The organism is Pseudomonas sp. RG1 (assembly GCF_025910115.1).
In the GTDB taxonomy this organism is placed as follows: domain Bacteria; phylum Pseudomonadota; class Gammaproteobacteria; order Pseudomonadales; family Pseudomonadaceae; genus Aquipseudomonas; species Aquipseudomonas atacamensis.
In genome coordinates this window covers 44,747-58,289 of the sequence record NZ_JAPCIK010000039.1, presented here as the reverse complement: position 1 = coordinate 58,289, position 13,543 = coordinate 44,747, and the positions used below count along the sequence as shown (strand labels likewise).

14 protein-coding genes and 1 pseudogene are annotated in these 13,543 nt (G+C 59.7%); 8 read left to right on the top strand and 7 right to left on the bottom strand.

From position 1 onward, the window contains the following. Positions 1–74 precede the first annotated feature (74 nt). From OK411_RS19255 to OK411_RS19245, 3 genes are all read left to right on the top strand, one after another. Entirely contained in the window at positions 75–1,325 is a 1,251-nt protein-coding gene (locus OK411_RS19255; RefSeq protein ID WP_024013629.1) for a lipoprotein-releasing ABC transporter permease subunit, read from the top strand. Continuing rightward, a complete protein-coding gene (lolD, locus tag OK411_RS19250) occupies positions 1,318–2,016 on the top strand; it encodes a lipoprotein-releasing ABC transporter ATP-binding protein LolD (RefSeq protein ID WP_024013628.1) in 699 nt (232 codons plus the stop codon). Before OK411_RS19255 ends, lolD begins: the two co-directional genes overlap by 8 nt. Before the next feature lie 63 nt (positions 2,017–2,079). Then, positions 2,080–3,324, top strand: a complete 1,245-nt coding sequence (locus OK411_RS19245) for a lipoprotein-releasing ABC transporter permease subunit (RefSeq protein WP_024013627.1) — start codon at positions 2,080–2,082, stop codon at positions 3,322–3,324. A gap of 39 nt (positions 3,325–3,363) precedes the next feature. Here the strand turns inward: OK411_RS19245 and OK411_RS19240 are convergent, their stop codons facing one another. Continuing rightward, the gene (locus tag OK411_RS19240) at positions 3,364–4,710 is read right to left on the bottom strand and encodes a heavy metal sensor histidine kinase (RefSeq protein ID WP_264365544.1); all 1,347 of its coding nucleotides are present in this window, start codon (positions 4,708–4,710) and stop codon (positions 3,364–3,366) included. Further along, positions 4,710–5,390: a heavy metal response regulator transcription factor gene (locus OK411_RS19235; protein WP_130903103.1), complete on the bottom strand. Its 681-nt coding sequence runs from the start codon at positions 5,388–5,390 to the stop codon at positions 4,710–4,712. The genes OK411_RS19240 and OK411_RS19235 overlap by 1 nt, the downstream gene beginning before the upstream one ends. 166 nt (positions 5,391–5,556) lie before the next feature. Between OK411_RS19235 and OK411_RS19230 the strand changes: the two genes are divergently transcribed. Together OK411_RS19230 and queF are read left to right on the top strand one after the other, a co-directional pair. After that, positions 5,557–6,090, top strand: coding sequence for a cupredoxin family protein (locus tag OK411_RS19230; RefSeq protein ID WP_264365543.1), 534 nt, complete (start codon positions 5,557–5,559; stop codon positions 6,088–6,090). Positions 6,091–6,151: 61 nt separating this feature from the next. After that, positions 6,152–6,982 (top strand): NADPH-dependent 7-cyano-7-deazaguanine reductase QueF, encoded by an 831-nt coding sequence (queF, locus tag OK411_RS19225; RefSeq protein WP_264365542.1) that lies wholly within the window; start codon positions 6,152–6,154, stop codon positions 6,980–6,982. Between the two features lie 23 nt (positions 6,983–7,005). Here queF and OK411_RS19220 read toward each other — a convergent pair. The 3 genes and pseudogenes from OK411_RS19220 to OK411_RS19210 form a co-directional block, all read right to left on the bottom strand. After that, positions 7,006–7,113 (bottom strand): annotated as a pseudogene (locus tag OK411_RS19220) (metal ABC transporter ATP-binding protein); the annotation flags it as partial. A 56-nt stretch (positions 7,114–7,169) separates the two neighbouring features. Then, the gene (locus tag OK411_RS19215; protein WP_016775472.1) at positions 7,170–7,433 is read right to left on the bottom strand and encodes a DUF4404 family protein; all 264 of its coding nucleotides are present in this window, start codon (positions 7,431–7,433) and stop codon (positions 7,170–7,172) included. Between the two features lie 108 nt (positions 7,434–7,541). Then, positions 7,542–8,162, bottom strand: coding sequence for an HAD family phosphatase (locus OK411_RS19210; protein ID WP_264365541.1), 621 nt, complete (start codon positions 8,160–8,162; stop codon positions 7,542–7,544). Positions 8,163–8,361: 199 nt separating this feature from the next. On the opposite strand from OK411_RS19210, the gene OK411_RS19205 reads away from it, so the two are divergent. The 3 genes from OK411_RS19205 (at position 8,362) to rssC (ending at position 11,059) form a co-directional block, all read left to right on the top strand. After that, positions 8,362–9,051: a VacJ family lipoprotein gene (locus OK411_RS19205; protein ID WP_016775470.1), complete on the top strand. Its 690-nt coding sequence runs from the start codon at positions 8,362–8,364 to the stop codon at positions 9,049–9,051. Positions 9,052–9,395: 344 nt separating this feature from the next. Then, positions 9,396–10,577: a two-component system response regulator RssB gene (gene rssB / locus OK411_RS19200; protein WP_024013622.1), complete on the top strand. Its 1,182-nt coding sequence runs from the start codon at positions 9,396–9,398 to the stop codon at positions 10,575–10,577. Then, a complete protein-coding gene (rssC, locus tag OK411_RS19195) occupies positions 10,577–11,059 on the top strand; it encodes an anti-sigma factor antagonist RssC (RefSeq protein WP_003226553.1) in 483 nt (160 codons plus the stop codon). Before rssB ends, rssC begins: the two co-directional genes overlap by 1 nt. A 197-nt stretch (positions 11,060–11,256) precedes the next feature. On the opposite strand, the gene tal is transcribed toward rssC, so the two are convergent. Further along, positions 11,257–12,183 (bottom strand): transaldolase, encoded by a 927-nt coding sequence (gene tal, locus OK411_RS19190; RefSeq protein ID WP_016775468.1) that lies wholly within the window; start codon positions 12,181–12,183, stop codon positions 11,257–11,259. Positions 12,184–12,385: 202 nt separating this feature from the next. Continuing rightward, positions 12,386–13,342, bottom strand: a complete 957-nt coding sequence (locus OK411_RS19185; RefSeq protein WP_264365540.1) for a glycosyl hydrolase family 5 — start codon at positions 13,340–13,342, stop codon at positions 12,386–12,388. Positions 13,343–13,543 lie beyond the last annotated feature (201 nt).

Here is a 13,543-nt window from a genome sequence, read left to right as displayed (position 1 = left end):
GGTGGTCTGAGTGTAAAGCTGGTTTTCGACCCCCGCCACAAGGACGTTCCTTTTCCCTCCGAACAAGCCCCGACATGTTCAGACCTCTCTTCGTATTTATCGGCACGCGTTATACCCGTGCAAAGCGTCGCAATCATTTTGTGTCATTCATTTCCCTGACTTCGATGATCGGGCTCGCCCTTGGCGTGGTCGTGATGATCGTCGTGCTGTCGGTGATGAACGGCTTCGATCATGAGATGCGCACCCGCGTGTTGGGCATGGTGCCCCACGCTACTCTCGAGACCGGCGAGCCGATCAATGACTGGCAGAGCCTGGCCGACAAGGTCAAGCAGAACCGGCAGGTGACGGCGGTGGCGCCGTTCACCCAGATGCAGGGCCTGCTGACCAACAACGGTCAGGTTTCCAAGGTGTTGCTCAATGCCATTGATCCTGCGCTCGAGCGCAATGTGTCGATCATCGACAACTTCATGAAGCAGGGCAAACTCGACGACCTGACACCGGGCAGCTTCGGCATCGTCATCGGCGACAAGGCGGCGACCAAGCTCGGCGTCGGCATTGGCGACAAGGTTACGTTCGTTGCTCCCGAGGTCAGTGTGACCCCGGCCGGCATGTTCCCGCGCATGAAGCGCTTCACCGTGGTCGGGATTTTCCATGTCGGCGCCGGTGAGCTCGACGGCTACCTCGGCGTGACCAATCTGCAGGATCTGGCGAAAATGCACCGCTGGAAAGCCGATCAGGTGCAGGGCCTGCGGCTGAAGTTCGACGACCTGTTCCAGGCCCCGCGCGAGGCGTGGAACATTGCCCAGCAGCTCGGCGAAGATCGTTACTACGCCCGCGACTGGACGCGTACCCACGGCAACCTGTATCAAGCGATCCGCATGGAAAAAGCCATGATCGGGCTGCTGTTGCTGCTGATCGTCGCCGTCGCCGCGTTCAACATCATTTCCACGCTGGTGATGGTGGTGAACGACAAGAAGGGCGACATCGCCATTCTGCGCACCCTCGGCGCGACACCGGGCACGATCATGCGCACGTTCATGGTTCAGGGCACGGTAATCGGCGTGGTCGGCACGGCCATCGGCGCGGTGGTCGGGATCCTCGCGGCACTGAATGTCAGTGCGGCCATTTCGGCGCTTGAAGGGCTGATCGGCCACAAGTTCCTTAATGCTGACGTGTATTTCATTGATTATCTTCCTTCGCAGGTCCAGAGCCAGGACGTCGTCATGGTCTGCGCCGCTGCGTTGGTCCTGAGTTTCCTCGCCACCCTGTATCCCGCCTGGCGTGCCGCGCGCACCCAGCCGGCGGAGGCGTTACGTTATGAGTGAGTCGGGCATGAGTGAACAAGCAATTCTGAGCTGCCGTAATCTGGGCAAATCCTACGAGGAGGGTCCGGAGTCGGTACAAGTGCTGGCCGGCCTGCAACTGGAGTTGCACCCAGGCGAGCGTGTGGCGATCGTGGGTAAATCCGGTTCCGGCAAAAGTACCTTGCTCAACCTGCTCGGCGGTCTCGATACGCCAAGCAAGGGCAGCGTCTGGCTCGACGGTGAAGAACTGTCTGCGTTGAGCGAGAAAAAGCGTGGCCTGCTGCGCAATCGCGCGCTTGGTTTCGTTTATCAGTTTCACCATTTGCTGCCGGAATTCACCGCGCTGGAAAACGTCTGCATGCCGCTGCTGATCGGCAAGACCGCCATCCCTGAGGCGCGTCAGCGTGCCACGGCATTGCTGGAGCGCGTCGGTCTCGGCCATCGTCTGGAACACAAACCGGCGGAACTGTCCGGCGGCGAGCGTCAGCGCGTGGCCATCGCCCGTGCCCTGGTCAACAACCCGGGGCTGGTGATGCTCGATGAGCCAACCGGCAACCTTGACCTGCATACCGCCGAAGGCATTCAGGACCTGATGCTGGAGCTGAGCACTTCGATGCGCACGGCGTTCCTGGTGGTGACGCACGACATGAACCTGGCTCGCCAGATGGACCGCGTTCTGCAGCTGCAGGAAGGCTGCCTGACTCCCATCTGACTGGCTGAAACCCGGCGCCCGTAACGGCGCCGGGTCTTTTATTTCTATACGGTGCCCCAGCGAATGTTCAGACCGTTATCGATCTTTATCGGCACGCGCTATACCCGCGCCAAGCGCCGCAATCGCTTTGTTTCGTTCATTTCGATGACCTCGATGATCGGCCTCGCCCTCGGCGTGCTGGCGATGATCGTGGTGCTGTCGGTGATGAATGGCTTTCAGCGCGAAATGAGCTCGCGCATCCTCGGCATGGTGCCCCATGCGACCATCGTTGGCGTCAAGCCGATCGATGACTGGCAGCCAGTGGCCGCCGCGGCGATGAAAAATCCCGAAGTGACGGCCGCCGTGCCGTTCACCGAGATGGAAGGCATGCTGTCCTACAAGGGGTCGATGCAGCCGATTCAGATCAGCGGCGTTGATCCGGCCCAGGAAGGCAAGGTGTCGATCGTTGCCCAGCACATCGTCCAGGGTCGTCTGGATGCCTTGAAGCCGGGCGAATTCGGTGTGGTGATCGGTGAAATCACCGCGCGGCGTTTCCGCCTCAATGTCGGCGACAAGATCACTCTGATCGTCCCGGAAGTCAGCACCGCGCCGGGCGGTATCACCCCGCGCATGCAGCGCCTGAATGTGGTCGGCGTGTTCAAGGTCGGCGCCGAGCTGGACGGCTCGATGGGCCTGATCCACGTCGCCGATGCCGCGACCATGCAGCACTGGCAGCCGAATCAGGTGCAGAGCGTGCGGCTGGCAGTCAAGGACCTGTACGCGGCGCCGAAGGTGTCTGCGGACATTGCCGGTGGCCTCGGCGCTGACTTCAAGGCTGACGACTGGACCCACACCCAGGGCAGCCTGTTCAGCGCGATGAAGATGGAAAAAACCATGATCGGCCTGCTGTTGCTGATGATCGTCGCGGTGGCGGCGTTCAACATCATTGCGACGCTGATCATGGTGGTGAACGACAAGGGCGCCGACATCGCGATCTTGCGCACCATCGGCGCTACGCCCCGGCAGATCATGGCGATCTTCATGGTGCAGGGCACGGTGATCGGTATTGTCGGCACCATCATTGGCGGCGTGCTGGGCGTGATTGCGGCGCTCAATGTCAGTGAGCTGGTCGGCTGGGTCGAGCGTGTGACCGGCCAGCATATCTTCAGTTCGGACGTGTATTTCGTCAGCAACCTGCCTTCGGAACTGCAGGGTGGGGATGTGCTGTTGATCTGCTCGGCGGGATTCATTCTGAGTTTTCTGGCGACGGTGTATCCGGCGTGGCGGGCGGCGAAGATCGAACCGGCGCATGCGCTGAGATATTCGTAAGCGAGTCCATGCTCGTTCCCACGCAGAGCGTGGGAACGATCAGGTCCGAGGCAACTCGATTACAAACCGCGTCCAACCCGCTTCAGATTCGCAATGAATCGTCCCGCCATGTGCCCGCACGATCGACTGGGTGATCGCCAGACCCAACCCCGCATGCTCACTGCTACCTTCCTGCCGCGCCGGATCCGCTCGATAGAAGCGGTCGAACAGACCTGGCAGTAATTGCGCGGAAATACCCTCGCCACTGTTCTCGACGCAGACGCGCACGATCTCCCCCTCGTCGACGATGCTCAAGCGCACATAACCCTCGGCCGGGGTAAACCGCAGTGCGTTATCCAGCAGGTTCGACAAGGCCCGGCGCAACATGCCGCGATCACCTTCGATTCGCGCCTCACCTTCACGGCTCAAACTCACGCCAGCGTCTTCCGCCAATGGCGCAAAAAACTCCAGCAGCATGTCGGCCTCATCCGCCAGTTCCAGCGGTTCGCGCTTGGGCATCAGCAAGCCGTGGTCAGCCTTGGCCAGATAGAGCATGTCGTTGACCAGTTGCGCCATCCATTGCAGTTCTTCGAGGTTGCTGTGCAGCGCTTCGCGGTAGTCCTCCAGTGCGCGAGGGCGGGTGAGGGTGACCTGGGTGTGGGTCAGCAGATTCGACAACGGTGTGCGCAGCTCATGGGCGATGTCGGCGGAGAACGCCGAAAGGCGCTGAAACGAGTCGTCGAGGCGTTCGAGCATGGCGTTGAAGCTGTGGGCCATTTCCGCAAGCTCTGGTGGCATCTTCTCTTCAGGCAGTCGGGCATTCAGCGATTGCGCGGAAATCCCACGGGCCACTGCGCTCATCCGCCGCAACGGGCGCAGACTGCTGCGCGCCGCCCAGGCCCCGAGCAGGGCAGTAGCCAGCGCCGACAGGCCGACGGTCAGCCAGATCAGATGCTGCATGCGCGTAAGAAAATGCTGGTGATGGGTGATGTCCAGCAGCAGCGTCAGTTGTGGCGAATCCGCTGCGTCCGGGTAGAGCGGGGCGCGCAGCACGCGGTAATCGGTACCGTCATGGCTGATGGTCGACAGGCCGGTTTGCAGGGGCAGATTCTTCGGAATCTGCATCGAGCTGTCATACCAGTGCTGACCGTCGCCACTGGTAATGCGCAACGACAGATCGGCCTGACGGCTGAGTTCATCGGCCAGCCGCGCCTCGCGCTGGGCAGGTTGGACATCCTGCAAGGCGCGGCGCAGGCCGATCAGTTTCGTCTCCAGTTGTTGCTGATCGAGTTCGATGAAGTGCGCCTCGCTGGCGCGGTCGAACAGTACCCCGGCGAACAGCGAGACCACCGCAGTGCAAGCGGCAAACAACAGCGCCAGGCGCGTGCTCAAGGACCAACGACGCATCACAGCGAACGCTCTTCGAGCACGTAACCCATGCCGCGCACGGTGTGGATCAACTTGTTGGGGAAATCATCGTCGATCTTCAGGCGCAAACGGCGGATCGCCACTTCGATGACGTTGGTGTCGCTGTCGAAATTCATGTCCCAGACCTGCGAGGCGATCAGCGATTTGGGCAGGACTTCACCCTGACGGCGCAGGAGCATTTCCAGCAGGGCGAATTCCTTGGCGGTCAGGTCGATGCGCTGGCCGCTGCGTTCGACCCGGCGGCGGATCAGATCCAGGCGCAGATCGGCCAGTTGCAGACTGGTTTCCTGGGCGATCGCGCTGCCGCGTCGCAACAGGCTGCGCACTCGGGCGAGCAATTCGGAGAAGGCGAATGGCTTGACCAGATAATCGTCGGCGCCCAGTTCGAGGCCGTGAACCCTGTCCTCCACCGCGTCTTTGGCGGTGAGAAACAGTACCGGCGTTTCGAGGCCGGCGCTGCGCACCGCTTGCAGAATCTGCCAGCCACTGCGCCCGGGCAGCATTACATCGAGGATCAACAGCGCGTAGTCGCCGCTCAAGGCCAATTGCTGGCCGCTGATTCCGTCGGCCACCAACTCGGTATTGAATCCGGCCTCGGTCAGGCCCTGACGCAGGTACTGGCCGGTTTTCGCTTGGTCTTCGACGATCAACAGTTTCATGGGCGACTCGGCCGGGGTTGGTATTTGGAAGGGCGAAGGCGTTATACCGTGAGATCCGGCGGTTAGCGCCAAGCTGACAAAGTTGTAATCTGCCTGTCAGGTCGATGCCAGCCCTGGGTGGTTAGAGTTTCCCACAGGCTGAACCTTCTCTTGTTGGAGTACGACCATGTTTTTGCGCACCTCCCTGAAAATAGCCGCCTGTCTGCTGGCATTGAGTACGCCAGCTTGGGCGACACCGGTGCACACCTTCGCCTTCGGCCAGCCGGCAGCGGCGAGCCAGGCCACGCGGACTATCGAAATCGTCATGGGCGACATGAACTTCGACCCGAAAGCCATACAGGTCAAGGCCGGTGAGACCATTCGCTTTGTGCTGGTGAATAAAGGCCAGTTACTGCACGAATTCAACCTCGGTGATGCGGCGATGCATGCCAGTCACCAGCAGGAAATGTTGCAGATGCAGCAAAGCGGCATGCTTACGCCTACCGGCATGAAAGAAATGTCCCACGACATGGCAGGCATGGATCACGCAGCGATGGGCCATGGCATGCAGCATGACGACCTCAACAGCGTACTGGTCGAACCGGGCAAAACCGCCGAGTTGACCTGGACCTTCAGCAAGGCCACGGCGCTCGAGTTTGCCTGCAATATCCCCGGGCATTATCAGGCGGGCATGGTCGGCAAACTGACAGTCAGTCAGTAAGCACTCAAAGGCGCGGGCAAAGGCTGGTAGAATCCGCTGATTCTTCAGTCAGGTTTCCGCCATGCATCCCGCAGCCGAACATTCGCCGCTGGGCAAATCCAGCGAATACATCGCCACGTACACGCCGTCCCTGCTGTTCCCGATTCCGCGCACCGCGAAATGGGCCGAGCTGGGCCTGACCGCCGAAACCCTGCCGTACAAAGGCGTGGATTTCTGGAACTGCTTCGAGCTGTCGTGGCTGCTGCCCTCGGGCAAGCCGGTGGTGGCGATCGCTGAATTCAGCATCCCGGCGGACTCGCCGAACATCATCGAATCGAAGTCGTTCAAGCTCTACCTCAACTCGCTGAACCAGACGCCGTTCGCCGACGTCGCCACATTGCAAGCGACGCTGGTCAAAGATCTGTCCGCCGCTGCCGGCAAACCGGTGGGCGTGCGGGTGCGCAGTCTGAAAGACGTGGAAGCTGAAAGCGTGGTGGCGTTGCCGGGCGTGTGCATCGACGATCTGGATATCAGCGTCAGCAATTATGAGCACCCGCGTCCGGAGCTGCTGCATTGCGACAATTCGCGCGTGGTCGAGGAGAGCGTGCACAGCCATCTGCTCAAATCCAACTGCCCGGTGACCAGCCAGCCGGACTGGGGCAGCGTCGTGGTGGAATATCGCGGCGCGGCGCTGGATCACGCCAGCCTGCTGGAGTACATCGTCAGCTTCCGCCAGCATTCGGATTTCCATGAGCAATGCGTGGAGCGGATTTTTCTCGATCTGCAGCGGTTGTTGAAGCCGGAGAAACTCACGGTGTTTGCGCGCTATGTGCGCCGGGGTGGGCTGGATATCAACCCGTATCGCAGCACTGAAGAAATGCAGCTGCCGAATCACCGGCTCGTACGTCAATAAAGAAACGGAATGTGCGATATCCCTTGTGGGAGCGGGCCTGCTCGCGAATGCGGTGTGTCATTCAACGATGATGTCGACTGACACGACGCCTTCGCGAGCAGGCTCGCTCCCACAGGGGCTTGCATGCACATTTTGCAAATGAAAAAGCCCTGCCATCGCTGGCAGGGCTTTTTTGTGCGGCGGGGCGTCAGATGCCCATGCTGCCCAGCGTATTCATGATATTGCGCAGGGTGCCGGCGATCGCCGGGTGTTCGACTTCGAAGCGCTCGACCGCCAGGTTCACGCCGTCGGCGATGCTCGCGTCCTGGGTGGCAGTTTCCAGCTGGATTTCCGATTCGATCTGCGCCATCAGCGCATGCAGATCCTCACGCTCGGCTTCCGACAGCGGTGGATTGTGTTCCAGCTGCTCGCGCAGGGTATCGAGCTGTTTTTGCAGTTCTTGGGCGGGCATGGTGGTTTCCTTTTATCAATAGGCACTGGCATTGACCGCAGCCACGCGCCAAAGGTCTATGGCTGACCTTTAGATTAATCCACTCTTGGTAAACCTGCATGACGCCGATCAGGGCTTTTCGCCTTTGGCGCGGCGCAGGCTGATGTCGGCGAGGCAGGCGTCCAGTTCGCCGAGATGATCGATCACCGAATGCACGCCCAGGCCGAACAATTGCACGGTTGCCTTGCCGCGCAACTTTTCGCGTTCCTTTTGTGACAAAGCCTGCCACTCGCTCGGGCTCAGGCCGCATAGCGAGCCACAGGACGCCAGGCCAATCGTCCATAACCCGGCATTCAGACCGGCCTGTAACAGGCGCGGCTCACCGCTGACCAGCACGCAACCGTCGAGGCGGTCGATGTTCAAACTCATCAACGCTTGCCAGCAGGCGTTAGGGGCGGGCCACGGATTCATTGTTGCTGAATGTTGCGTCGGTTTGATCCAGTCTGGCAGCGAGGCGGCCAGTGGCTGAGCGAGGGTAGGGGGCAGTTCGTCGAGCCACGCGCAGGGAATTCCCTGGCGCTGCAAACTTTTCAGGCTATCGAGTGCGCCGGGTGTAGTTTTGGCATGTTCCGGCTCGGCGTTGAGCTCTTGCGCGGCGCGGGCACCGAAATCCACCAGGCAACCGCTCAGGCCGAACAGCACGGCAGTCAGGCCGGGCGCGGCGACGGGCAAGGTTTCGGCGTGAGTCATGGCAACGTCCCTGAAATAACGCTCAAGACTAGGGCGCGCGGGTGACAGTTGCATGACAGGCGGGTGAAAGCCTGCGTGGGAAACTTCCTGCATATCCTTGCAGCGGCGCACTGCCCAAATCGCCGTTTATGCTTATACTAGCGGCCTTAATGCTTGGGCCGAGAGGTCCGCGCCAGTATCAAATCCAAGGAGTTTTTCTATGCGCTGGAGCCCTTCGCTCACTCAGCTAAGTGTATGTGCCAGCCTGTTGCTGGCGCCGTTCGCCACCCAGGCGGCCACCGAAGAAGACCCTTGGGAAAGCGTCAACCGGCCGATTTTCCAGTTCAACGACTTCGTTGACACCTACGCGCTTAAGCCATTGGCGCAGGGTTATGAGTTCATCACCCCGCAGTTCGTTGAAGACGGCATTCACAATATGTTCCGCAACGTCGGTGACGTGACCAACCTGGCGAACAACATTCTCCAGGCCAAACCGGCTGCAGCGGGCGTTGATACCGCCCGACTGATTTTCAACACCACCTTCGGTCTGCTCGGCTTCTTCGACGTCGGCACCAAGATGGGCTTGAACCGCAGCGACGAAGACTTCGGTCAGACCCTCGGTTACTGGGGCGTGGGCAGCGGCCCGTACGTGATGCTGCCGCTGATGGGCCCGAGCACCCTGCGTGACGCACCGTCGAAATACGTCGACAGCTTCACCGGCGCGTACCGCTACATCGACCACGTGCCGACACGTAACTCGATCTTCGGCCTGAACATCGTCGACACCCGCGCCAGCCTGCTGTCGAGCGAGAAGCTGATCAGCGGCGACAAATACACCTTCATCCGCAATGCTTACCTGCAAAACCGCGAGTTCAAGGTGAAGGACGGTCAGGTCGAAGACGATTTCTGATTTCGACCGGCGACAGAAAGGCGACCCTCGGGTCGCCTTTTTTGTCCGTGCCAGAGCGTCACCGGCGACTGCCGCTACCTTCCATCGGGTTACCGTTGAAGCGGTTCTTATAACTCCCGGTGATTTGACAAACAAAGTCGTCAAGCGACAATCGGCGCATGCTTGAAACGCTCTGCGGATGGGAGTACCGTCTGCGCCTTAGAAGGGCACCTCTGTTTAAAACCGCGCGCCAGGCGAATGCTTGAAAGCGCTGCAACAGAGAGGCTAGAAAGCGAATCCAGTAGTCTGCGCAGGGCCGTTGCCCCGCTCACTACGCCAACCTAATTCTGGCGCCGTTTGCCCACATGCCAAAAACCAGTGCCACGCTGCTGATAATCGATGATGACGAGGTAGTGCGCGCGAGCCTCGCGGCCTATCTGGAAGACAGTGGTTTCAGCGTCCTGCAGGCCGGCAACGGTCAACAGGGTCTTCAGGTATTCGAGCAAGACGAGCCCGATCTGGTCATCTGCGATCTGCGCATGCCGCAGATGGGCGGTCTCGAACTGATCCGTCAGGTCACCGAGCGCTCACCCGATACGCCGGTGATCGTGGTTTCGGGTGCCGGGGTGATGAACGACGCGGTCGAGGCCCTGCGCCTGGGCGCGGCGGATTACCTGATCAAGCCTCTCGAAGATCTGGCTGTGCTCGAGCACTCCGTGCGCCGGGCCCTGGATCGTGCGCGGCTGCTGCTGGAAAACCAGCGCTACAGCGAGAAGCTGGAAAAGGCCAACCGCGAGCTCGAAGCCAGCCTGAACCTGCTCCAGGAAGACCAGAACGCCGGTCGCCAGGTGCAGATGAACATGCTGCCGGAAAGCCCGTGGAGCATTGACGAATTCAATTTTGCCCACCAGATCATCCCGTCGCTGTACCTGTCGGGTGATTTTGTCGACTATTTCCGCGTTGACGAGCGCCGGGTCGCGTTTTATCTGGCGGATGTTTCCGGGCATGGCGCGTCATCAGCCTTCGTCACTGTGCTGTTGAAGTTCATGACCACGCGGTTGCTTTTCGAATCGAAACGCAGCGGTACCTTGCCGGAGTTCAAGCCTTCGGAAGTGCTCGGTCATATCAACCGGGGGCTGATCAGTTGTAAGCTGGGTAAACACGTCACAATGGTCGGTGGAGTCATCGACGAGGAGACCGGTTTGTTGACCTATAGCATTGGCGGCCATCTGCCTTTGCCTGTGTTGTACACGCCTGACAGTGTTCGTTATCTCGAAGGCCGTGGCCTGCCGGTGGGGCTTTTCAATGAAGCCACTTACGAAGACCACGTGCTTGAGCTGCCGCCGACGTTCAGCCTGACGCTGATGTCTGATGGCATTCTGGACCTTTTGCCGGAAGCAACGCTCAAAGAAAAAGAGGCTGCTTTGCCCGAACGGGTGAAGTCAGCGGGCGGCAGCCTGGATGGTCTGCGGCAAGTGTTTGGTTTGGCCACGCTAGGGGAGATGCCGGATGATATCGCCCTGTTGGTGTTGAGCAGGAATCTTTAATGAGTACCGGTAGAATCCAGTTCGCCGAGCAGGACGGCACCTTCGTCCTGAAGTTCGTCGGTGAAGTTCGCCTGACCCTGTGTTCGGCGTTGGATGCGACTATTGAGAAAATCTTCACCGCGCTGAATTTCAACGCGATCGTGATCGATTTGACCGAAACCCGCAGCATCGACAGCACCACCTTGGGTCTGCTGGCCAAACTGTCGATCCTGTCGCGGCAGAAGGTCGGCCTGTTGCCGACGGTTGTCACCACCCACGAAGACATCACTCGGCTTTTGCAGTCGATGGGCTTCGAGCAGGTGTTCAACATCGTCAACCACCCGGTGCCGTGCCCGGAGTGCCTGGACGACCTGCCGGATCAGGACCAATCCGAAGAAGTGGTGCGAATCAAGGTGCTGGAAGCGCACAAGATTCTCATGGGCCTGAACGATTCCAATCGTGAAGCGTTTCATGATCTGGTGAATGCGCTGGAAAGACACTGATCTCGTGAATTGATGGTGTCTGGGCTGGCCTCTTCGCGAGCAAGCTCGCTCCCACACTGGATCAGTTCGATCACAAATCCCCTTGTGGGAGCGAGCTTGCTCGCGAAGGCTTCAGTTCGGTCAACGCGCCTCTCAATGCAGAATGAAAAAGGGCGAACCTGTGAAGGTTCGCCCTTTTTGCGTTCTACAAACTCAAATCACAGCTTGGCCTGCAGCAACGCTTCCAGCTTCTCCTGGTCGCGGGCGAACTGACGGATGCCTTCAGCCAGTTTCTCGGTGGCCATCGCGTCTTCGTTGGACAACCAGCGGAATTGCGCTTCGTTGAGGCTCAGACGCGCTTCACCGGCATTGCCCGGTGCCAGTTTGCGTTCCAGCTTGCCGGTATCGGCGGCCAGCTTCTCCAGCAGTTCCGGGCTGATGGTCAGGCGATCACAGCCAGCCAGTTGTTCGATCTGGTTGATGTTACGGAAGCTCGCGCCCATGACCACGGTCTTGTAGTCGTTGGCCTTGTAGTAGTTGTAGATGCGCGTCACCGACTGCACGCCCGGATCATCAGCGCCGGTGTAGTCGTTGCCGTTGGCTTTCTTGTACCAGTCGTAGATACGGCCCACGAACGGCGAAATCAGGAACACCCCGGCGTCGGCGCAGGCGGCGGCCTGGGCGAAAGAGAACAGCAGGGTCAGATTGGTCTGGATGCCTTCCTTCTCGAGGATCTCGGCGGCGCGGATGCCTTCCCAGGTCGAGGCGATCTTGATCAGCACGCGGTCGCGGCCGACGCCGGCCTTGTCGTACAGCTCGATCAGACGATGCGCACGCTTGAGGATCGCATCCTGGTCGAAGGACAGGCGCGCATCCACTTCGGTGGAGATGCGGCCCGGAACCACGTTGAGAATTTCCTTGCCCACTGCCACGCCGAAACGGTCGCTGGCCAGGCCGACATCGCCCTTGCAGTCGCGAACGCAATCGTTCAGCAGTTCGGCGTAACCGTGAATGGCCGAAGCCTTGAGCAGCAGGGAAGGGTTGGTGGTGGCATCGGTCGGTTTGACTCGGGCGATCGCTTCGAAGTCGCCGGTGTCGGCAACCACGGTGGTGAACTGTTTGAGTTGTTCCAGCTTGGAAGTCATGGGCGTGCTCTATCCTATGGGTCTGAAGACATTACCCGAGCGCTGACGGGCACTCAAGGGTGCATTCGTGGATCGATGGCCCCTGCGGCAACAACCTGAAAACGATTGTTTGAAAGGTGGGGCGCGGTGTCGCTGAATACGATGCCAAAACAGCCCACAGGTTCAAAGCAACCGACCTGTGAACAGACCGGTTGCCCAATGCCTACTCAGCGTTCAACAGACCTTCTACCGACAAGCGCGCCGGTTTTGGCTGGCCGTCAGAGGTGAGAAAGCCGAAGTTCTTTTCGCGATCGTTGCTGCCGGAATCACTGTTCCGCCATTCATAGATAGACGTCAGGGGAATATTCAGGCGTTTAACGTCGGTAATAAACGCGTTGATCTTGGTCGCTTGCCCCTCGGGACCACCGTTGGAGGCGAGGGCCGACACCCCCCATTCACTGATGACCCCCGGCAGATTGAAGTTCTGCTGGATGAAGGTCTGTGCGTTGCTGATCTGCGTCGCGGTCATCCCATAAGGATGATACGAAACCGCGTTGAGGCATTTCGGGTAATCGCTGACGATACTTTTCATCGCTACCGTCGACGCCGAGCCCGCGCTTGGCGGCCGGGCGAAGCCGAAGCCGACCCGTGGCGTCGTCTGCGGCTGGGCTTCGAAGGCCTTGCACATGCCAGCCATGAACGGCACGAAGGTGGTGTCGAAATTGCGCGTCGGCCAATAGGTTTCCAGGTCCGGCTCGTTCCATATTTCGATCGCTACCAGTTGCGAACTCCAGGTTTTTTCCAGCCCGGTCACGGTGTTGGCGAACTTACCGCCGGCGGCGGTCAGCTCCTCGGGCGACGTGGCCGGCAATGCCTTGATCGCGCGCACCGTCAGCAGCACCGGCAGGCCGGCGGAAGCGGCGGCGGCAAAGGCGTCGCTGACCTGTTTCTGATACGTCTTGGCGGTGAGGCTGTCGCTCCACACGCCAAAGCGCACAAAGCTGAAGCCGGCGGCCTTGATTTGTGCGGCATCGGCGGCGGTGAAGCTCTGGATCTTCACCTGCACGCCGATGGTTTTTGCTGGAAGGTTGGGGAACAGCTCACTGGCGTGAACCTGGCTGGCGGCACCGAGCGCCATCAGGGCGAGGGCGGCGAGTTTATTGCGCTGTGCTGTTTTCATGTCTGCTCTCCTGAAGAGAATGACAACTACGAATATTTATTCCGTTACTCAATTTCCGATAACGGTGATGGCACTAAGTGCGCGAATGTTATTTTTTGTCAGGAAAACAGCAACTGAAAATCACAGTTATTTTTAGTCCGCTAATTGTGGTTGGGGCGGCTTAAAACGCTGTGGTACTTAATGTTCCTGTACTAATAGGGC